General features: G+C 33.3%; 18 protein-coding genes. 5 read left to right on the forward strand and 13 right to left on the reverse strand.

Going from position 1 to position 19,861, the window contains the following annotated elements:
• Window position 1: 1 nt before the first annotated feature.
• Both gatA and ileS read right to left on the reverse strand, forming a co-directional pair.
• A complete protein-coding gene (gene gatA, locus CVIC12175_RS05195) occupies window positions 2-1,363 on the reverse strand; it encodes an Asp-tRNA(Asn)/Glu-tRNA(Gln) amidotransferase subunit GatA (protein WP_086256212.1) in 1,362 nt (453 codons plus the stop codon).
• A 96-nt stretch (window positions 1,364-1,459) separates the two neighbouring features.
• Window positions 1,460-4,213 carry an isoleucine--tRNA ligase gene (gene ileS, locus CVIC12175_RS05200; protein ID WP_086302758.1) on the reverse strand — a complete coding sequence of 918 codons (2,754 nt, stop codon included), beginning with the start codon at window positions 4,211-4,213 and terminating at the stop codon, window positions 1,460-1,462.
• 194 nt (window positions 4,214-4,407) lie between these two features.
• Here ileS and rpsO point away from each other — a divergent pair, with 194 nt between their 5' ends.
• The 5 genes from rpsO (at window position 4,408) to CVIC12175_RS05225 (ending at window position 8,116) form a co-directional block, all read left to right on the forward strand.
• A complete protein-coding gene (gene rpsO / locus CVIC12175_RS05205; RefSeq protein ID WP_086256210.1) occupies window positions 4,408-4,680 on the forward strand; it encodes a 30S ribosomal protein S15 in 273 nt (90 codons plus the stop codon).
• A 107-nt stretch (window positions 4,681-4,787) separates the two neighbouring features.
• Window positions 4,788-5,336, forward strand: coding sequence for a Sec-independent protein translocase protein TatB (gene tatB, locus CVIC12175_RS05210; protein WP_086302760.1), 549 nt, complete (start codon window positions 4,788-4,790; stop codon window positions 5,334-5,336).
• The gene (tatC, locus tag CVIC12175_RS05215; RefSeq protein ID WP_086256208.1) at window positions 5,336-6,082 is read left to right on the forward strand and encodes a twin-arginine translocase subunit TatC; all 747 of its coding nucleotides are present in this window, start codon (window positions 5,336-5,338) and stop codon (window positions 6,080-6,082) included. Before tatB ends, tatC begins: the two co-directional genes overlap by 1 nt.
• A complete protein-coding gene (gene queA / locus CVIC12175_RS05220) occupies window positions 6,054-7,091 on the forward strand; it encodes a tRNA preQ1(34) S-adenosylmethionine ribosyltransferase-isomerase QueA (RefSeq protein WP_407932376.1) in 1,038 nt (345 codons plus the stop codon). The genes tatC and queA overlap by 29 nt, the downstream gene beginning before the upstream one ends.
• Window positions 7,091-8,116: a hypothetical protein gene (locus CVIC12175_RS05225; protein ID WP_086315897.1), complete on the forward strand. Its 1,026-nt coding sequence runs from the start codon at window positions 7,091-7,093 to the stop codon at window positions 8,114-8,116. The genes queA and CVIC12175_RS05225 overlap by 1 nt, the downstream gene beginning before the upstream one ends.
• Window positions 8,117-8,118: 2 nt before the next feature.
• On the opposite strand, the gene hypA is transcribed toward CVIC12175_RS05225, so the two are convergent.
• From hypA to CVIC12175_RS05280, 11 genes are read right to left on the reverse strand one after another with little or no spacing between them, the layout of a single operon-like run.
• Window positions 8,119-8,460, reverse strand: coding sequence for a hydrogenase maturation nickel metallochaperone HypA (gene hypA / locus CVIC12175_RS05230; RefSeq protein ID WP_086247147.1), 342 nt, complete (start codon window positions 8,458-8,460; stop codon window positions 8,119-8,121).
• A gap of 11 nt (window positions 8,461-8,471) precedes the next feature.
• Window positions 8,472-9,461 (reverse strand): hydrogenase expression/formation protein HypE, encoded by a 990-nt coding sequence (gene hypE / locus CVIC12175_RS05235; RefSeq protein ID WP_086256908.1) that lies wholly within the window; start codon window positions 9,459-9,461, stop codon window positions 8,472-8,474.
• A complete protein-coding gene (hypD, locus tag CVIC12175_RS05240) occupies window positions 9,462-10,550 on the reverse strand; it encodes a hydrogenase formation protein HypD (protein ID WP_086302764.1) in 1,089 nt (362 codons plus the stop codon).
• 5 nt (window positions 10,551-10,555) lie between these two features.
• Entirely contained in the window at window positions 10,556-10,837 is a 282-nt protein-coding gene (locus CVIC12175_RS05245; protein ID WP_086247144.1) for a HypC/HybG/HupF family hydrogenase formation chaperone, read from the reverse strand.
• Window positions 10,837-11,592, reverse strand: coding sequence for a hydrogenase nickel incorporation protein HypB (gene hypB, locus CVIC12175_RS05250; protein ID WP_086256906.1), 756 nt, complete (start codon window positions 11,590-11,592; stop codon window positions 10,837-10,839). Before hypB ends, CVIC12175_RS05245 begins: the two co-directional genes overlap by 1 nt.
• A gap of 40 nt (window positions 11,593-11,632) precedes the next feature.
• Entirely contained in the window at window positions 11,633-13,855 is a 2,223-nt protein-coding gene (gene hypF, locus CVIC12175_RS05255; protein WP_086302766.1) for a carbamoyltransferase HypF, read from the reverse strand.
• Complete coding sequence (locus CVIC12175_RS05260; RefSeq protein WP_086256904.1) at window positions 13,842-15,281, reverse strand: hypothetical protein; 1,440 nt, start codon at window positions 15,279-15,281, stop codon at window positions 13,842-13,844. The genes hypF and CVIC12175_RS05260 overlap by 14 nt, the downstream gene beginning before the upstream one ends.
• Window positions 15,278-15,817 carry a HyaD/HybD family hydrogenase maturation endopeptidase gene (locus CVIC12175_RS05265; protein WP_086248864.1) on the reverse strand — a complete coding sequence of 180 codons (540 nt, stop codon included), beginning with the start codon at window positions 15,815-15,817 and terminating at the stop codon, window positions 15,278-15,280. The genes CVIC12175_RS05260 and CVIC12175_RS05265 overlap by 4 nt, the downstream gene beginning before the upstream one ends.
• A complete protein-coding gene (gene cybH / locus CVIC12175_RS05270) occupies window positions 15,818-16,495 on the reverse strand; it encodes a Ni/Fe-hydrogenase, b-type cytochrome subunit (protein WP_086256200.1) in 678 nt (225 codons plus the stop codon).
• Window positions 16,496-16,505: 10 nt separating this feature from the next.
• Window positions 16,506-18,227: a nickel-dependent hydrogenase large subunit gene (locus CVIC12175_RS05275; RefSeq protein WP_086256903.1), complete on the reverse strand. Its 1,722-nt coding sequence runs from the start codon at window positions 18,225-18,227 to the stop codon at window positions 16,506-16,508.
• Window positions 18,228-18,230: 3 nt separating this feature from the next.
• Complete coding sequence (locus tag CVIC12175_RS05280; protein ID WP_086247137.1) at window positions 18,231-19,382, reverse strand: hydrogenase small subunit; 1,152 nt, start codon at window positions 19,380-19,382, stop codon at window positions 18,231-18,233.
• Window positions 19,383-19,861: the final 479 nt, after the last annotated feature.

Below are 19,861 nucleotides of genomic sequence, written 5' to 3' on the forward strand. Positions count from 1 at the left end.
ACTATTTTCCTTTTATTATATTCTCTAAGCTTAAAGCTGCGTCTAAAACTGTCTGCTCTTGCCATGAGCCACCTATTAACTGAGCTGAGATATTTAGTCCATTTTCATCATTTGCAACTGGAACTGTAATAGCTGGAAGACCGGCTAAATTTACCCCGATTGTATAGATATCGCTTAAATACGCACTTAGCGGGTCTTTTAATTCGCCAAATTTATATGCTACCGATGGAGCTACTGGCATTAAGATTATATCAACTTCATTTAAAATCTCATCATATTCATGCTTGATAAAAGCTCTAGCCTTTTGCGCTTTAATATAATAAGCATCATAGTAGCCGCTACTTAAAACAAATGTTCCAAGAAGCATTCTACGCTGCACCTCTGCACCAAAACCCTCTCCTCTAGTATTTGCATACATCGCACCAAGAGAATCAGCACTAGCTCTATTACCATATCTTACGCCATCATAACGACTTAAATTTGCACTAGCCTCAGCTGTAGCAATGATATAATATGCAGCAATATCATATTTAGAATTAGCTAACTCTTTATAGCAAATTTCATAACCAGCATTTTTTAACTTTTCTATGGTTAAATTTAATGCATCTTTAACTGGAGTGCTTGCTTCATCAACATAGTTTTTAATTACAGCTATTTTTAATTTTCTATTTGGATTTAAATTTGGAGCCACTGGAGTAAAATCTACATTTGCACTAGTGCTATCTAGTTTATCATGTCCAGCAATAATATCATATAATATTGCAGCATCTTCTACATTTTGCGTAATTGGCCCAATCTGATCTAAACTACTAGAGTACGCACCTAATCCATATCTACTAACCCTTCCATATGTAGGCTTAAATCCTACGCAACCACAAAATGCAGCTGGCTGTCTAATACTTCCACCAGTATCGCTTCCAAGTGCTGCAATAGCAATACCAGCAGCCACAGCAGCAGCACTTCCGCCACTACTTCCGCCTGGAACTCTAGAGTGATCAAGCGGATTTAGCGTTCTACCATAATATGAACTCTCAGTAGTGCTTCCCATAGCAAACTCATCCATATTTGTTCTACCAAATGGAGCTAAACCAGCTAAGATTAACTTCTCAATTACAGTTGCGTTATATGGTGCTTTATAGCCTTGTAAAATTTTTGAACAGCTTGTAATTGCCCAATTTTTTACTTGAATATTATCTTTTATAGCAATTGGCACACCAGCAAAACTCTCATCAATTGGACTATTTGTCAATTGCTCAACATATGCACCTATCTCTTTAGTTTTTTCTATTTTATTAATCAGCTCTTTACGAAGTAGCTCTAGATCGCTAGAACTTAACTTCATAGCCTCTTTTAGACTTATCACTCTTTCTCCTTATATATATTAACCAAAACTATTCCTACAGCAGTAACGGCTAGTAAAACCGCAATTGTAACAACTATAGTCATAACCCCAACTGGTTCAGTTAGCACTCATCACCTCAGCACATCTAGGACATAGACACTCATCGCTTTGAGCGCTAAATTTCCAGCATCTAGGACATTTAAATTTAGCCGAACGAGCAACAACGAATCTATTATCACCCACTACAAACTCTGCTAAAATATCACTATCAACTCTAAATACTCCAAAATTACTTACCATATACCAATCAGCTACTTCATCTTTATCAAGAGCCAATATAGAATCACTGCTAATTTGAATTTCTAATTCTAAAGTAGCTTTAATTAGCTTATCTTTTTTTAGATTGTCAATAATTTCATTAAATTTCTCTTTACTCTCTCTAAGCAATGTATCATCGATTACACTATCAAATTTAATTGGTTCATAAACTAGATCAAAAACATCGCTTTTGCCGTCTTTGATTATACTAGGTGCATACTCCATAACCTCATCTACTGTATATGTAAGAGTTGGAGCAATAAGTGGTAAAAGTGCTTTAGTTATTAAAGCCATAGCAGTTTGCGAACTTGCTCTTTTAGTGCTATTTGCAGCATCACAGTATAATCTATCCTTGCATATATCTAGATAAATACCACTTAAATCACCGCTTAAGAAATTTAATAAAATATTAAATCCTTTTGAATACTCATAATTTTTAAAGCAGCTACTAACTTCATTAAAGCACGCACTTGCTTTGCCTAAAATCCATCTATCTAGCAAGCCAAATTCATAATTAAATTCTTTTAAATCGCTAATATTAGCTAGTAAAAATCTTATAGTATTTCTAATTTTTCTATACTGTTCGGCTACTTGTTTTAAGATATCATTGCCTATTTTTAGATCACTTGAATAATCACTTAAACTAACCCATAAACGCAAGATCTCAACACCAAATTCCTTAGCAACTGCATCTGGAGCTATTACATTGCCTTTGGATTTACTCATCTTTTCGCCATTTTTATCTACAGTAAATCCATGGGTTAATACGCTTTTATATGGTGCTTTTTCATTTACAGCACAGCTTAATAGTAGAGAGCTTTGGAACCACCCACGATGCTGGTCGCTTCCTTCAAGATACATACTGGCACTATATTCACCAGCGTCATAATCACCGCTATTTAACACAGCATTCCAAGTTGAGCCACTATCAAACCAAACATCTAAAATATCGCTAACTTTTTCTAATTCATCAGCCTTAAATTTGCACCCATTAGGCAATAGCTCATCAATACTCATACTCCACCAAGCATCAGCACCTTTTTCATCAAAAATCTTAGCTATATGATCTAAAATTTCACTATCAAAAATAACTTCTTTAGTAGATTTAATTCTAAAAAATGCAATTGGCACACCCCAATCACGCTGACGACTAATACACCAATCTGGACGATTTTCTATCATTGATGATATTCTTTTAATCCCAGCTTCTGGATAAAATTTCACGCTATTTAATGCCTCAAGAGCGGTCTGACGCAGAGTTTTACCACTTAATTTTGGCTCATCCATAGCAATAAACCACTGCTTTGTTGCTCTATAAATTACAGGTTTATGCGTTCTCCAGCAAAATGGATAGCTGTGAGTAAATTTACTTACTTTAACTACTGCATCGCCTAAAAGATCTATAATTTTCTCATTAGCTTTAAATATATGCATACCTATAAACTCATCTACAACATCTGCTGGCAATAAACCATTATGTTTTAGCGTCTCATCATATAGCCCAGCCTCATCAACTGGCATTATAACCTCTATACCATATCTAAGACTAGCAAAATAATCATCCTCACCATGACCAGGTGCAGTATGGACTAATCCTGTACCGCCATCCATTAAGACATGCTCACCAAGAATAAATTTAGACTCTCTGCCATTAAGTGGATTTATAGCGTGTAAATTTTCTAATTTTTGCGAATTAAACTCACTGATAATCTCTCCACTTGTAATGCCTTGAGCTACTAAAACCTCAAGTAACGGCTTAGCAAAAATTAATTTCTCTTTTGTAATGCAGTAAATTTCATTTGGATTTAAACTAATTGCTTGATTAGCTACTAATGTCCATGGAGTAGTAGTCCATATTACTGCTTTAGCATCCTCAACTCCTATTGCTTTAGATGCTGATTTTGATAATTCAAAAGCTACATATAGACTATAATCTTCTTTATCAGCATACTCTACTTCAGCCTCAGCAAGCGCGCTCTTAGCCGCCCAGCTCCAAAATACAGGCTTACTTCTTTCTATTAAAAGACCCTTTTTAGCCACTTCGCATAGGGTTCTATATATATTTGCTTCAAATTTAAATTTCATCGTCATATATGGATCTTCCCAATCCCCTATGACGCCAAGAGATTTAAACTCAGCTTTTTGAATCTCTATAAATTCACTAGCCCAGTCTCTACACTCACTTCTAATAGCTGCGGTACTCATACTCTTTTTTTTATCACCAAGCTTCATCTCTACTTGCTGTTCAATTGGTAATCCATGACAATCCCATCCTGGAGTAAATCTAACACTCTCTCCAAAAAAGTAGTGAGTTTTAACTATTATATCTTTTAAAATTTTATTTAATGCGTGACCTATGTGAAGGTGACCATTTGCATATGGTGGGCCATCATGAATATTAAAACTCGCAGATGCATTTTGACGAGCTTTTTTCATCTTATCATAGACTCTATTTTTATCCCATTTTGCGTATCTTGCTGGTTCATTTTGTGGCAAATTGCCTCTCATTGCAAAATCAGTAACCGGCAACAAAAGAGTATCTTTATAATCCATATAACACCTTTAATAGTAAAAAATTTTTTGATTTTAGCAAAAAGTATATAAAACTTAAGTAAAAATTGCTAAATTTAATCTATATAAATTTTTATAATTCAAATTTAATCTATCAAATGCTATTTTTAAGCAAACTTTTTGATTATTATGATATAATCACCGCTCAATTTTATATACCGCTCAGGAGGTCAAATATGGCTTTAGATACGGCTAAAAAAGCTCAAATAGTTGCAAAATTTGCTAGAAAAAGTGGAGATACAGGCTCTTCAGAAGTTCAAATTGCACTGCTAAGCACAAGAATAGCAGAACTAACAGAACACCTAAAAGTAAATAAAAAAGACTTTAGCTCAAGATTAGGTCTATTAAAACTAGTTGGTCGTCGCAAAAGACTACTAAAATACCTAAAAGTTACTAAATATGAAACTTATACTAAATTAATAGCTGAACTAGGTCTAAGAGATAAATAATTCATAAGCCCTTTTTAGGGCTTTTTACTTCTATACACTATAAAATCAATATCTATTAAGCAAAAAAATTGTAGAATACTAGCTTAAATTTAAATTTAGGAATTTTTATGCTAGGAATGGGAATCGGTGAAATATTAATAGTCGCCATTGTTGCTGTAATAGTCTTAGGTCCTGATAAACTACCAAGTGCGATGGTTAATATAGCAAAATTTTTTAAGATATTTAAACAAACTATAAATGGAGCTAAAAGCACATTTGAACAAGAGATAAAAATAGCTGAATTAAAAGAGGATGCTAAAAAGTATAAAGATAGCTTAACTAGCGGCATAGATGGAGTAAGAAAAAAGCTAACATTTGAAGAGCTTGATGAGTTAAAAAGCAATGTAACTAATATAGCAGGTTCAACACAAAAATCACTAGCTGATATCCAAAATGAGATATCAAATTTAAATCCTATAAATAAATTAAATGCTGGTTTTGACTTTAATAATGAAGAAGATCAATCACAACAACCTAAAAATACAATAACTGATAATCCAGCAAATATAAGCAATCCACCAAAATCAAATTTAAGCTCATTAAATAGCATAAATAGCAACCTAAATTCCAACCAAAAAGAGTTAAAAAATGAAATTCAAAAAACAAAAGAGGCATAATGTTTGAAGATTTAAGACCGCATTTAATTGAACTTAGAAAGCGTTTATTAATTAGTGCATTATCAGTTATAGTATGTTTTATCATATGTTTTAATTTTTGGGCGCCTTTGCTTGATTTTATGACTGCGCCACTTAAGGCTGTATTGCCAGATAATAGCAACATCATATTTACCCAAGTAGCTGAACCGTTTTTTACAGCGATGAAAGTAGCATTTTTTGCTGGGCTTTTGCTTGCATTGCCTATAATTTTTTGGCAGTTTTGGCTTTTTGTCGCTCCAGGACTATATGAAAATGAAAAAAAATATATAATTCCATTTGTGCTAAGCGCTACAGTAATGTTTGCTGTAGGAGCTGCATTTTGCTACTACTTTGTAGTACCAGTTGGTTTTTCATTTCTTATTAATTTTGGTGGAACATTATTTCAAGCACTTCCTAGCATTGGTGATTATGTAGGATTTTTTACTAAAATCGTAGTTGCGTTTGGAATTAGCTTTGAGCTACCAGTTGTTACATTTTTTTTAGCTAAGATTGGTATGATTACTGATGAGAGTTTGAAGAGATTTTTTAGATATGCTGTGGTTGGGATTTTTATTTTTGCAGCGATTATGACTCCACCAGATGTGCTTAGTCAATTTATGCTAGCTATTCCATTAATTGGATTATATTCTTTATCAATTTTAATAGCTAAAATGGTAAATCCAGCACCAAAAGATGAAGATGAAGAAGAAATTGATGATGAAAAATAATATATTTGATCTAGATAGCTATGATTATGAGCTTCCCTCTAGCTTAATCGCATCATCTCCAGCTAATCCAAAAGAGAGCGCTAATTTATTAGTATATGAACGCTCTAGTAATAAAATAACGCATACTAAATTTGGTAATTTGATGGAATTTTTACCAGATTGCGATATTATTTTTAATGATACTAAAGTTATCAAAGCTAGAATCTATGGCAAAAAATCAAGTGGTGGAGCTGTAGAATTATTATTAAATCAACCTTTAGGTCAAGGTAAATTTAGCACTTTAATTAAAGGTCGAGTAAAGGCTGGGACAATTTTAGAATTTGACAATAGGCTAAGTTGTGAAGTTATAGAGCTTTTAGATGAGTATAGAATTGTAAAATTTTATCAAAATAATAGATTAGTTGATACTACTTGTTTATATCAAATTTTAAATACAATCGGACATGTCCCACTTCCACCATATATCAAAAGAGAAGATCAAAAAAGCGATGAGATATGGTATCAAAGTATTTTTGCTAAAAATGATGGCGCCGTAGCTGCACCAACTGCTAGTCTTCACTTTAGTCCTCAAATGATTCAAAATCTAAAAAGCAAACACAATATCTCATACATCACTCTTCATGTAGGAGCTGGAACATTTAAAGGTGTTGAAGTTAGCGATATTAGAGAGCATAAAATGCATAGCGAGATCTATACTATAAGCGATGAGGCGATAAATACTATAAATAGCAATAAGCCTATTCTTGGCGTAGGAACGACAGTTACAAGATGTATTGAATACTTTTATAGAACTGGAGTAAAAGATGGTTTATGTGATCTATTTTTACATCCAGCTAATCCACCCCAAAGACAAAACTATCTATTAACTAATTTCCACTTGCCAAAATCAACGCTAATTATGCTAGTAGCAAGTTTTGTAGGCTTAGAAAATGTCAAACAAATTTACAAACAAGCCATAGAAAAAAATTATAAATTCTACTCTTATGGCGATGCGATGTTGGTGATATAATGAGAGCTTTATTTTTACTTTTTATAGCAGATTTGTTATTAGCTAGTGAGGCAATTGGTATAGAAGGATATATAGCATCTAGTATTTTATTTTTCTTAATTGTTCTTTTAATTGCCATTAATAACAATTCAGTAGAGAATAAAAGCCAAAAACTGATTCGAACATCAAATAAAAGCTTAGCTAAATTAAATTTAATATTTTTTCAAAATAGAGTAGAAAATGGAGATATTGTAGAGCGTTTAGAGCTATTTTTTAAAGTGCTTCACTCAAAATCTTCTCAAAATCAAAACTCGATAATTTTTAGCTATCCACCAAAAGAGGCAAGATATTTTAGTGCTAATTTTAAAGCTATCACAAATGCAACTCATAATATATTAAGTTTTGTCAATAAAAGTGTGAATAATAGCTCAATCTTGCTATCTATAAAACCTACCAAAAATCCAAATGAATATCAAGTTTTAATCAAAACATCGGCGCATATGAATAGTAGCGAGATTAAAAAAGCGCTTGAGAATAAAAATAAAAATATCAATTATAAATTTCTCTCTATAGCTTCAAATTATGTTGAGCTAATTGGTTCAAAAATTGAATTTAACATCAAAGCCAATAACTCAATATTTTCATTTAATATCATAATGCATCAATTAAGCCAACCACAAACAATAGAGATAACAACGCAAAAAAATGCATTAGTTGCATATGAGAGTCAGACTGGATTTTTTACTATTGTAGCTCAATTAAGTGCTTATGGAGTATCTACTCAACCAGAATCAAGCTGGGAAAGTGTCAAAAATCATATAACAGATATGCTATATAAACCAAATTTTTTATTTATACAGGCTAAAATACTTAAAAAACTACCATATAGTGAATTAAATTTAATAAAAGAGTGGCAAAAAATTAAAGGATTTAAAATCATAACTATTAGTGATAATGAATACTATGATGAAGTAGCCAGTAGTTTTGGCGATGCAATTTTATATCAGCCATACACTACTGATGAACTATCTAGCTTAATAGAGTAAGCTTACTCCATCTCTAAACGCATAAGATACATATCCTCGCCACTAATAACATCTAGTGAGTTTGAACCACATTTTGGACAAAGAAACTCATTTTCTAAAAGCACACTTTGAGCACCACACTCGTTGCATTTAATCGTAATATCTTTTGAATGAATTATAAGCTTAGCATCTGAACAGATTGTATCTGCTTTAAAAGCATCAAAAGCACTTTGTAAATAGTGCGCTTCTACCCCACTTAATCTTCCTATCTCAATCTCTACTTTATTTATCTTTGTAGCGTTGTGCTTCATAGCATTTGTCTCACACAATTTAAATAGATCTTGGACTATAGCTAGTTCATGCATTGGCTCTCCTTTTAGCAAATTCTAGGCAACAGCTCACCCTTTGGTGGCTCCATAAATCTAGATGCTCCATAGCTATTTTGTATAATTACATTACCTTTATTACTATCTAAAATCTCGCCAATAGTATTTGCATTTGAGTCAAATTCTCTTAAAATCTCAAGCGCTTTAATCTCATCTTTAGGATCAATAGCTAAAACAAAGGTTCCCTCATTTGCCAACTCATATGGCTCAAACCCAAGCATCTCGCAAATTCCCATAACCTCATCACTTACAGCGATATTTTCCTCATTGATTTTAATATCATACCCACAAGCTTTTGCCCACTCATTTAAGACTGCTGAGAGTCCGCCACGAGTAGCATCTCTCATAGAAAAAGGTTCAATTCCGGCTTTAAATAGTGCTTCAATTACAGAATTTAAAGGCTTACAATCGCTTTGTAAATCACTTTGGAGTCTTAACTCATTTCTACTTGCTAGTATTACAGCTCCATGCCTACCAACATCACCGCTTAATAAAATTTTAGCTCCAATTTTTAAATTTTCTACCTTAGCTTCTTTAATAATCTGGCCAACTCCTGAAGTGTTTATAAAAATCTTATCACAACTTCCTTTGCTAACTACCTTAGTATCGCCACATACTATGCTAACTCTTGCGATATCAGCACTGCTTTTGATACTTTCTAAAATCTCTTTAAGCTCAGCGATATCTAGTCCCTCTTCGATAATCAACGCACAGCTAAGATATTTAGGCTTAGCTCCCACCATAGCTAGATCATTTACAGTACCACAAACTGCAATTTTACCAATATCTCCACCAGCAAATTTAATAGGACTAACTACAAAACTATCAGTACTAAATGCAAGTTTTCCACTTAAATTTAAAATCGCACTATCATTATTTTGTGATAAAATTTCATTATTAAAAGTCTTAAAAATCAATCCATTAATAAGATCGTTCATCTCTTGCCCACCACCACCGTGAGCTAGCATTATCTTTTGCATTTACCCTCTTTTAGTATATTTATAATACGCCGCACAGGCTCCTTCGCCACTTACCATACAGCTACCAATTGGATTTTGTGGATTACACACCTTACCAAAGACTTTGCAATCATATGGCTTAGCCTTGCCACGCAATATCTCTCCGCATATACAAGCTTTTGACTCTTTAGACTCGCCTACTTCTACATTAAAATGCTTCCTTGCATCAAGCATACCAAACTCATCTCTAAGCTTCATTCCGCTCATAGGAATTACCCCAAGTCCTCTCCACTCAAAATCGCAAGGCTCAAGATACTTATTTATTAGCTCTTTAGCTTTTAAATTTCCTTGATTACTAACGACTCTAGCATACTCATTATAGACTTTATGGGTGCCGTTTTCATGTTGATTTACTAAATTTAATATACTATCCATTAAATCCAAAGGCTCAAACCCACTCACAGCTATTGGAGTACCAAACTCATCTGCAAGCTCTTCATATATAGCACTTCCTGTAATTACGCTTACATGGCTTGGACCCAAAAATGCATCTATCTTAACATCCTTATCACTCATTATAGCTCTTACTGGAGCTGGTACAGTTACATGATTGATATGAACAAATAAATTTTTTAGTCCTAAGTTTATCGCCTGTTCTACTACTACTGCACTCATTGGAGTAGTCGTCTCAAATCCTATAGCAAAAAATACAACCTTCTTATCTGGATTTTCTTGTGCAATGCTTATTACATCAAGTGGAGAATATAAAGCCCTAATATCTGCCCCGCCAGCTCTAAGCTGAGCTAGAGAACCTTTGCTTCCAGGTACTCTCATCATATCAGCTAAGGTACAAAATATAACCCCTTCTATACCAGCAATAGCAATAGCCTCATCTATGCGGCTTCTAGGCATAATACACACTGGACACCCTGGCCCATGAATAAAATTAATATTTTCTCCTACTAATTGAGGTAATCCAAATTTCATAATACTATGCGTATGACCACCGCAAATTTCCATTATATTTAGTGGCTTTTTGCTTCTTTGTTTAATTATCTTACTTAAGGCTAAAATTTTATCTTTATCTCTAAAACTATTTATCAAATCCATTAATTTTACCCTTTTAAAGCTGCTAAACCCATATCGCCTTCATCGGCTGATATTTTGCCATTTTGCATATCATTAGCTATTTGCTCATATATTTTTAAACTCTCCAGTGCATACTGAGTATCGATCTTCTCCATAGCAAATCCTACATGGATTAACACATAATCTCCCACAGCAACAGGTTCAGCTATAAGATCTAAGCTAACTCCACGCCTAACGCCCATAGTATCTACTATTGCAAAATTATTTTCATCTATTGATATTACTTTTGATGGTATACTAAGACACATTATCTAGCCTCTTTTTTAACTTTTATATAATTTATCCATTTATCAATTCCTTGATTGCTTTTACTATCAACCTCTATTATATCAACTTTTGGGTTTAGTTTTCTAGCTTCTTTTTTCACCACTTCTACATCAAAATCAAAATGCTCTAGCAACCCAATCTTAGTAATTATCACTACATCAGCAGCTCTAAACATCACTGGATACTTAGCTACCTTATCGCTACCTTCTGGTACGCTAATTAATACAGCATTAAGGTGCGCTCCTACATCATAGCTAGCTGGACATACAAGATTACCAACATTTTCTATAAATACTAAATCAAGTTCATTTAAAGGCAAGTGATGAAGACCATTATGCACCATAAAAGCATCTAAATGGCATGTTTGACCTGTGCTAATTTGATATGCTACACCACCAGCATTTACTACGCGATTTGCATCCATATTAGTCTCTAAATCCCCTTCAACTACACCAATTTTTAATCCACTAGCCTTTATAGTTGCTTCTAAAAGTGTAGTCTTACCAGCACCTGGACTACTCATCAAATTTATACAAAGTAGTCCATATTCATCAAGATGAGCTCTATTGTGAGCTGCTTCGTGATCATTATCTTTTAATATTTTCTCTACTACTTCAATAGTCTTTTTTTCATTTAACACCGGATGGTCATGATGACCATGATGGTGATGATTATGATGATCATCGTGACTATGATGATGCGATCCACCCATACTACAACCACAATCTTTACACATAATATCTCCTTAATTTTAAAACAATTAATAATCTTATATATTAAAGCTTAGTATTATATCTAAGCAGATTTAAGCCAAAGTAAATCTGCCCCATAGCAATACCAGAATCATTCATAGGTTCATTAATTGGCAGATAATATTTAATATCATGGCGTCTAAACTCAGATATAGTTCTTTTTAACAAAGCTCTATTTTGCCATACTCCACCGCATAAAACAACTGGAAGATTATGCATTTTAGCAATCTTTAGAGCCAAATTTGAAATTCCATTTATAAAAGCAGTAGCTGCTACTTCCATAGGATCATTTAAAGCGCCTATAAAAGCATTTTTATAATTAATTACATCTTCATCTATTTCAAATTCATAGGCCACATTTATATTTTCATCATATAAAGCCTCAAGCATCATAGGGGCCTGCGCATCATAGGTAATAACTGGCAAATTTAGCACAATTGCAGCAAACGCATCAAAAATTCTACCAAGCGAGCTAGTAGCTACTATATTTAATTTATTTTCTAAGATTTTATCTAGATTAGATTTTTGAATTTGAGGTACTATGGCATCTATTTTTGGTGAGTTGAGATTGTATTTTTTTGCTATTGCGTAGGCTAGATAGTAGATATTTTTTATCCCTTTATCTGCTCCAATAAGCTCAAAATTATCAAAATGCATAACTCTTTTAAACTCATTATCTTTACATCTTAGCACTTCGCCACCCCATATAGTAGCGTCCTGGCCATATCCAGTTCCATCAAAGCTAAGAGCTAAAACTTCGCAATCTAAGCCATTTTCTAACATTACACTAAGAGCATGAGCATGGTGATGATAAACCCTATAAATCTCTTTATCTTTAAAATTATTTACAAATCCAAAATGCGGATGAGCATCACCAATGATAAAATCAAACTCAAACCCATAAATACTCTTAAAACTCTCTAGCAGCTCATCAAATCTTTTAATCACTGCTAAAGAGCCCATATCGCCAATATATGGAGAGCTAAAGATAAGGCCATCTTTATAGATAGCAAATTGATTTTTCATCAAGCTCCCAAGCGCTAAAAAGCACCCTTTTGGTGCATCTTTTAATCCTAAATTTAAAGGCATAATATTAGGCTTTAATCCACGAGATGTTCGAAGATAAATTGGCTTTGAAAATAGCTCAAAACAGATGCTATCATCGCTTGGATTTACAATATCTCTATCATTATCAAGAGCATAATCACACACACTACCAAGTCTACTAGCAAGCTCATCAAAGTTTGTTAAAATAGGCTCTTTGCTTGGGTTTGCGCTAGTAGCTATAATTGGAGAGTTTAATCTATCTAATAGCATTATATGTAGTGGAGTTGGCGGCAAAAATATACCAACGCTTCCTACACCACTAGATATTGACTTAGGTAGATTATTTTTGGATTTTAATAAAACAATAGGTTTTAAATTTGAGTTTAAAATCTTAGCTTCACTCTCATTAATATAAGCATAATCACAAGCCATATCAAGATCTTTACACATTATAGCTAAAGGTTTATGCGGACGCCTTTTACGCTCTTTTAAAGATGATACAGCCTTACTATTTAGAGCATCGCAAACAAGATGAAATCCGCCAACTCCTTTAATAGCTATGATTTTGCCATCTTTTAAATCATCTATACATCTTTTAAGAGCCTCTTTATTATTTGCAAGAATTTTGCCATCTAAACTCTTATAGCTTAGCTTTGGGCCGCAGTTTTTACATGCTACTGGTTGAGCATGATAACGGCGATTGGTTGGGTCTTTATACTCATCTTGGCACTGTTTGCACATATTAAATTTACCCATTGTAGTATTTATTCTATCATATGGCAAGCTTTTAATCAAAGAAAATCTAGGGCCGCAGTTTGTGCAGTTGATAAATGGATGATTGTATCGTCTATTTGTAGGATCTTTTAATTCAAATTTACACTCATCGCATATAGCAAAATCAGGTAAAATCGGTGCAAATTTATAACTTTCTTGCGAGCTAATTATATTAAAATCATCATATTTTTTATCGCTATTGCTAATAATAATATTATCTATTCTAGCTAGTGGAGGTAGATCTATTTTAAGCTTAGATATAAACTCATCAATATTTTTTTCATCGCCACAAAGTTCAATTTTTACACCGCTAGAATTATTTAATACAGTTCCATTTAGCTCAAGATTTTTAGCTAATGAATAGACAAAAGGGCGAAATCCAACACCTTGAACCAGCCCAAAAACTTCAATCTTAATTGATCTCAAGTGGATAGTGTCCGCTAAATTTACTTTTATAATTTGAATTACAAAACTTTAAAGCTAAATTTGCAATTACAGGATTAGCAAAGAGATTCCCGCTAAATATCATACCTTCGCACTCTAGCTCATCTTTTAAAATATCACCAAAATCACTTAAAAAAAATGCCAAACTCTCCAAACAGCCAAAGCTAATATTCTTCGCATCTGCGCCAGCTAGCCTAAAACTCATCGTACTTCTAATAGCTCTTACCCAATCAAATTCGCTCTTGCTACTCATTTTATAATCAATTCTTACCCCTTTTAAACCACTATAATCTCTAGCATAATTTAAAATTTGACCATTGTATCCTAGAATTTGATCAATTATCATAAATAGCGAATAAAAATTATTAGGTAAATTTATAGTGCCATTTGGTAGCTTGTACTCTTTTTGATAGTTTGTAAGCAGCCTATCGCCACCATCAAATTCAGAAATTTTTTGCCAAATTTCTTCAAAACTCTTTGGTAAATTAATTCTAAGCATATCAAATTCATCTTCGCCCTTATAAACTTTGATAAAATCGCTATATTTTTGACTTAAAAATACTCTAGCGATTGTAGAATTTGCTACACCTAACTCACTTACACAAAGACCAAAAAGAGCATAATTTTTATCATCAAATGAGTTTATAAACTCTCTTTCTTTAGCTCTTATAAACTCTCCAGCTCTAATAATTAAAATTCTCTCATCTAAGATTGATACTTTCATATCATCTTTAGAGCTTTTAATAGATAAAAAATTTATCCCATTTTCACTTAGGGCTTGAGTAATCTTATAAACATTGATATCCCAAGCGCTTCTAACATCAAAATATAGTGGTGCGTCTTTGTGATTACTACGATATATCGCATTAGTACGCAAATTTATAACCGGCTTTTCAAAACTAGCAAGAGCGATTAGAGATTCTTCATCGCATACAAAAATTTTAGCTGCATTTTTAAGATTTGTTGGTAGTATATAATCACAATCAAAACTACTAAATTTAGATATCTCATAACCATCATAATTTATAGTTTTACCAGCCATTATATCTTTTATAGCATTAGCTATAAATATATTATCACTTTTAAAGCCAAATTCATTTTCATCTGATTTTAAAGCATTTGGAGTAATATTTTTAAAACTAAAATCAAACTCGAATTCGCTATTTTTTGGTAATTCATCAGCTAAACTGACCTTGGACTCTTCAATAAAAATTGAGTGCGGAACTAAATTTATATACTCATCGCTAAATTTAGTTAGCTCGTTTTCATTGCCTTCTACATATAATTTTATAGATCTATTTTGAGCTGTGATAGAGTATTTTAAAGCACTTTTTTTAGCCCAAAAATCTAAAAAAAACGCTAAAACCGAGCCATCATTTGCACAACTAAATTCAAAGCAAAGTATCAAAATTGCTCCTTTTTCCACTCATCAGCCATATCTTGCACACCTTTATCATCTATCCTTTCATAGCTAAAGCCTAAATTTGAAAGTTCTTTTAATATTATCTTTTCCATTAAATTTGTAGATTTTTTAATCTCATCGCTAAGCTCAAAACTCATTGGAACAATTCTTCTAGGTACTACACCTATTATTTTAGTTTGTGGTCTATCACCTACTAAATCCATCATTTCAATAGTTTGAAGCATCTCTACTTCGTGTGCTGACCCAGACCAATTAATGCTCTTTGGCATATCATCAAAATCAAAGAAATATACATCTCCTATCTGCCCACCATCAGCATCAATACAATCAACTACTATTAAGTAATCACTATCAGCCATTATTGGAGTTAGATGATTTGCTAAAGTGCCACCATCTACAAATTTTAAACTATGTTCTTTGGAGTTAAATTTAAAGTTATTCTCAATCATCTTAATAAAATGAACGCCGACACCTTCGTCGGCGAACATTACATTTCCTACTCCTAGGATTAAAACACGCATCTACTTCTCTTTTGGGAATTTGTAGCCGCTAACTATCGCATCCATAGCGCCATCTTTGCCTTTTATAGCATTAAATACTGCCATATAAATATGAATTACCATAAAGATAAAGATAATCCACATAGCGATATGGTGAATTTGGCGTACATTTGCTAAACCACCCATCCAAGTCTCAACAACTCTCATAGGCTCATACAAAAATCCGCCAAGTCCTTCATGATACACATGCACATATAAGATTAATCCTGTAAGACAGATAACAAAAAGAATAATATAAAAGAATAGATAAGATGCAAATTGCAATGGATTATATGTCCCATGCATATGCGGATGCTTACCTAAAAATAGATAATATTTAATTTGAGCAATCCAAACTTTAATATCTAAAAAATCCTTTACACTCACTCTTTCAATATGGCTTTGTTTATCAAAGAAAAATAGATAGAACTTAAAGATAAAGCAACCAATCAATATAAACCCAGCAACTTGATGAACTGCACGCCATTTAGCGTTCATAAAATTTATAGGCTCACCAGTTATAACTGGACTAACAAATACATAAGCTAGGTAAAATCCGCTTACACTCAAAACTACAATAGCTATAGCTCTAATCCAGTGTGTAAGACGAAGTCCTATGCTAAATTCATACTCAGCGATATGTTTTTTACTACTTTTCATATCTGCTCCCTTAGATTAAATTCGGATTTACTTTATAGCTACTTAATTCATTGCCTTTTGTATCCATTACATGAACCGCACAAGCAATACATGGGTCATATGAGTGGATTTTACGCACTATCTCTAAAGGCTGTTTTAAATCAGCAATTTTCAAGCCGATTAAGCACGCTTCATAGCTAGCCATCTGTCCTTTTGCATCTTTTGGACTTGCGTTCCATGTAGATGGAACTACAGCTTGCCAATTTTCAATCACGCCATTTTTAATTCTACACCAGTGGCTTAACATACCTCTTGGCACATTACCTATAAATCTACCTTTATACTCTTTATTGGCATCAATTTGATATTTAGCACATGTGCTATCATCAACTTTTAAATTCTCAATTAGATTATTTAGTGCTTTTAGAGCATTATCAGCAATGATTTTTGCCTCAATCATTCTGCATGCAGTTCTACCTAAAGTAGATAAAACAGCACTTACTGGCAAGCCAGTTTCAGCTAGGAATTTATCCACTACTGGAACTACATTTTTATTGCCTTTTACATAATTTACTACTATATTTGCAATTGGCCCTACTTGCATTGGAAGTGAGTTATATCTTGGGGCTTTAATCCAGCTATATTTACCAGCAATATCAAATACTTTTGACTCTTCCATCTCGCCTTTAGCATTTAGAGTTTTAGCATCTTTAAAACCTGTATAATTTGGCGTTGTATCACCATCATATGGATGAAGTGGTGCATCATTTTTATACCATGAACGAGTAGCTTCTTCTGTTATTAAATTTTCATCTACTTCAAATACTTTAGAGATATCACCATTTAAGATATATCCACCATCAAATAGATACTCATTAGCACCAATTTGGAAATCTTGATATGTCATTAAATTTGGCGTACCAATATCATTTACCACGCTTGGTTCATTTGCATAAGCTTTAGCAGCCATTACAAGATCTGGCCAATAAGCACGATTAATAAAGTCAGCCATCTCTTGGAATTTAACCATATACTCACCTAATCTTGCTGGGCTTTGAAGATCCATAACGCATGTTACGCCGCCTACAGTTAGACTTTGTGGATGAGGCTGTTTAGCACCAAATACAGCCATAGCTTGAGCGATTGTTCTTTGAAGTCTTAAGCACTCAAGATAGTGACTTAGAGCAATTAGGTTTTGCTCTGGAGTAAATTTATATGTAGAGTGTCCCCAATAAGCATTAGCAAATGGCCCAAGATTACCTTTTTCTACGAATTTTTTTACCTTATCTTGAACTAGCTTTAACTGATCTGCACCACATGCATATGGAGTATCGCAATATTTAAATGCTTCTTGGCTAGCTTTTAGTGGATCTGCACTTAATGCGCTTACTACATCAACAAAATCAAGCGCATGAAGTTGATAAAAATGCACTGGATGGTCATGCATAAATAAAGCTGCATTCATAAGAGTTCTAGTTAGTTTTGCATTTAGCGGAGGGACTATTTTTAGAGCATCTTCTACAGCCTCTATACCTGCTCTATAGTGCGAAAATGTACATACACCACAAATTCTTTGTGTCATAAATCCAGCATCTCTAGGATCTCTACCTTTTACAATTACCTCAATACCACGCCAAAGAGTTGAGCCACTATAAGCCTCTTTAACTACATTATTTTCATCTACAATTACTTCTACACGAAGATGGCCTTCAATTCTTGTAATAGGATCTACTACTATTCTTTGTTCGCTCATATTTTACTCCTTCTCTTTTGTTGCAGTAGCGATAAGTGCGTGAGCTGCGACGGCTACACCTGTGATTGCTAATACACCTATACCAATTTTATCGCTTATTGCATCAGCACCAAGCCCATCAAATACAGTATGATATAATCTATCGCCTAGTGGCACCTCAAATGGCCCCATCTGATCCCAAAAATCTGGCTCAGAACAGCCGATACAGCCGTGACCTGCTTGAATTGGCCAACTTGTGTGTTGGTTAAATCTCTCACGAGAGCAGTTATTAAATGTATATGGACCTTTACAACCTACTTTATATAGACAATATCCATCTTTTGCACCTTGATCGCCAAATTCTTGTACAAATTCACCAGCGTCAAATCTACCGCGTCTTTCGCATAGATCGTGAATTCTAAGACCATAAGCCCATTTTGGTCTATTATATACATCAAGCGCTGGAAGAGTACCAAATAACAAGAAGTTAAGCACATTACCAACGATATTTTTTTCACTTGGAGGACAGCCTGGGACATTAATTACTGGTTTATTTGTAATCTTATGAAGTGGCTGAGCATTTGTAGGGTTTGGAGCCGCTGCTTGGATACCGCCAAAGCTAGAGCATGTACCAATAGCAAAAATAGCAAGAGCATTATCACTAGCATGAATTGCATGCTCTCTACCTGTTGTTCCTTTTGGTCCTACTGTTAGATAAAATGCACTATCACCATCTGGAATACCGCCTTCTACCATTAAGACATATTTTCCTTTATATTTTTGTATAGCGTGTTCTAGATTTTCTTCAGCTTGCCAGCCAGCTGCTGCCATAACTGTCTCATGATACTCTAAACTAATATAATCAAAAATTAAACTATCAATGGTTGGAGCATCACTTCTTAAAAGACTCTCACTACATCCTGTACACTCTGCCATATGTAACCAAATAACTGGAAGCCTATCGCTAAGCTCAGCAGCTTGAGCTACCATCGGCGCAAAACTTGCAGGTAGAGCCATAAGAGCTGTCATAGCCCCAGCCCATTTCATAAAGTCACGACGAGTAAAACCATGCTCGCTTAATACTTCCATAATAGAACTATTTTCTTTCATTTTAGGAAGTTTGGCTAATTCTGCTAGCCTGTTTTGTATGGTGCTTAGATTGCGATTATCTACCATAAAATTCTCCTTGAATTGAGATTAAATTTATCTTAAAATAAATTCTTTCGTGTTATTCTACTATCATTTTACTTAAGAAAATTAATAAATAAAAATTAAATTTAGATTTTAAAATTATTTTAAACATAAAAGGGTTAAATTCCCTATTTTCTATAAAAATCGCCATTAAATTTTAAATTTTGATTAGAATTTTAGAGATAAAAATATAATCATACAGATTTTATCTGAGTTATATTTAAGCCAAAAAATTAATTTTTTTATCCTAAATCACACTAAAATTAGCAATAAGAATATAAAAATTTAGATATATTTATACTTATTAAATCTTAATTTTAAAATTAAAATAATATTTAATTTTTATATTTTTTGAGTTATATTAAAACATTAGATAGCATATCTAAATTTAAGAATATATAAATAAAATTGCAAATTATCAATTAAAATCGCCCACCAAAGTGAGCGATTAAAAGCTATAAATA

Origin of the sequence: Campylobacter vicugnae (assembly GCF_002139875.1) — a bacterium.
Classification (GTDB): Bacteria; Campylobacterota; Campylobacteria; order Campylobacterales; family Campylobacteraceae; genus Campylobacter; species Campylobacter vicugnae.

Coding starts and splice junctions, on each gene's coding strand:
- ileS (WP_086302758.1), bottom strand. CDS start 4,213: ATGGATTATAAAGATACTCTTTTGTTGCCGGTTACTGATTTTGCAATG.
- rpsO (WP_086256210.1), top strand. CDS start 4,408: ATGGCTTTAGATACGGCTAAAAAAGCTCAAATAGTTGCAAAATTTGCT.
- tatB (WP_086302760.1), top strand. CDS start 4,788: ATGCTAGGAATGGGAATCGGTGAAATATTAATAGTCGCCATTGTTGCT.
- tatC (WP_086256208.1), top strand. CDS start 5,336: ATGTTTGAAGATTTAAGACCGCATTTAATTGAACTTAGAAAGCGTTTA.
- queA (WP_407932376.1), top strand. CDS start 6,054: ATGAAGAAGAAATTGATGATGAAAAATAATATATTTGATCTAGATAGC.
- CVIC12175_RS05225 (WP_086315897.1), top strand. CDS start 7,091: ATGAGAGCTTTATTTTTACTTTTTATAGCAGATTTGTTATTAGCTAGT.
- hypA (WP_086247147.1), bottom strand. CDS start 8,460: ATGCATGAACTAGCTATAGTCCAAGATCTATTTAAATTGTGTGAGACA.
- hypE (WP_086256908.1), bottom strand. CDS start 9,461: ATGCAAAAGATAATGCTAGCTCACGGTGGTGGTGGGCAAGAGATGAAC.
- hypD (WP_086302764.1), bottom strand. CDS start 10,550: ATGGATTTGATAAATAGTTTTAGAGATAAAGATAAAATTTTAGCCTTA.
- CVIC12175_RS05245 (WP_086247144.1), bottom strand. CDS start 10,837: ATGTGTCTTAGTATACCATCAAAAGTAATATCAATAGATGAAAATAAT.
- hypB (WP_086256906.1), bottom strand. CDS start 11,592: ATGTGTAAAGATTGTGGTTGTAGTATGGGTGGATCGCATCATCATAGT.
- CVIC12175_RS05265 (WP_086248864.1), bottom strand. CDS start 15,817: ATGCGTGTTTTAATCCTAGGAGTAGGAAATGTAATGTTCGCCGACGAA.
- cybH (WP_086256200.1), bottom strand. CDS start 16,495: ATGAAAAGTAGTAAAAAACATATCGCTGAGTATGAATTTAGCATAGGA.
- CVIC12175_RS05275 (WP_086256903.1), bottom strand. CDS start 18,227: ATGAGCGAACAAAGAATAGTAGTAGATCCTATTACAAGAATTGAAGGC.
- CVIC12175_RS05280 (WP_086247137.1), bottom strand. CDS start 19,382: ATGGTAGATAATCGCAATCTAAGCACCATACAAAACAGGCTAGCAGAA.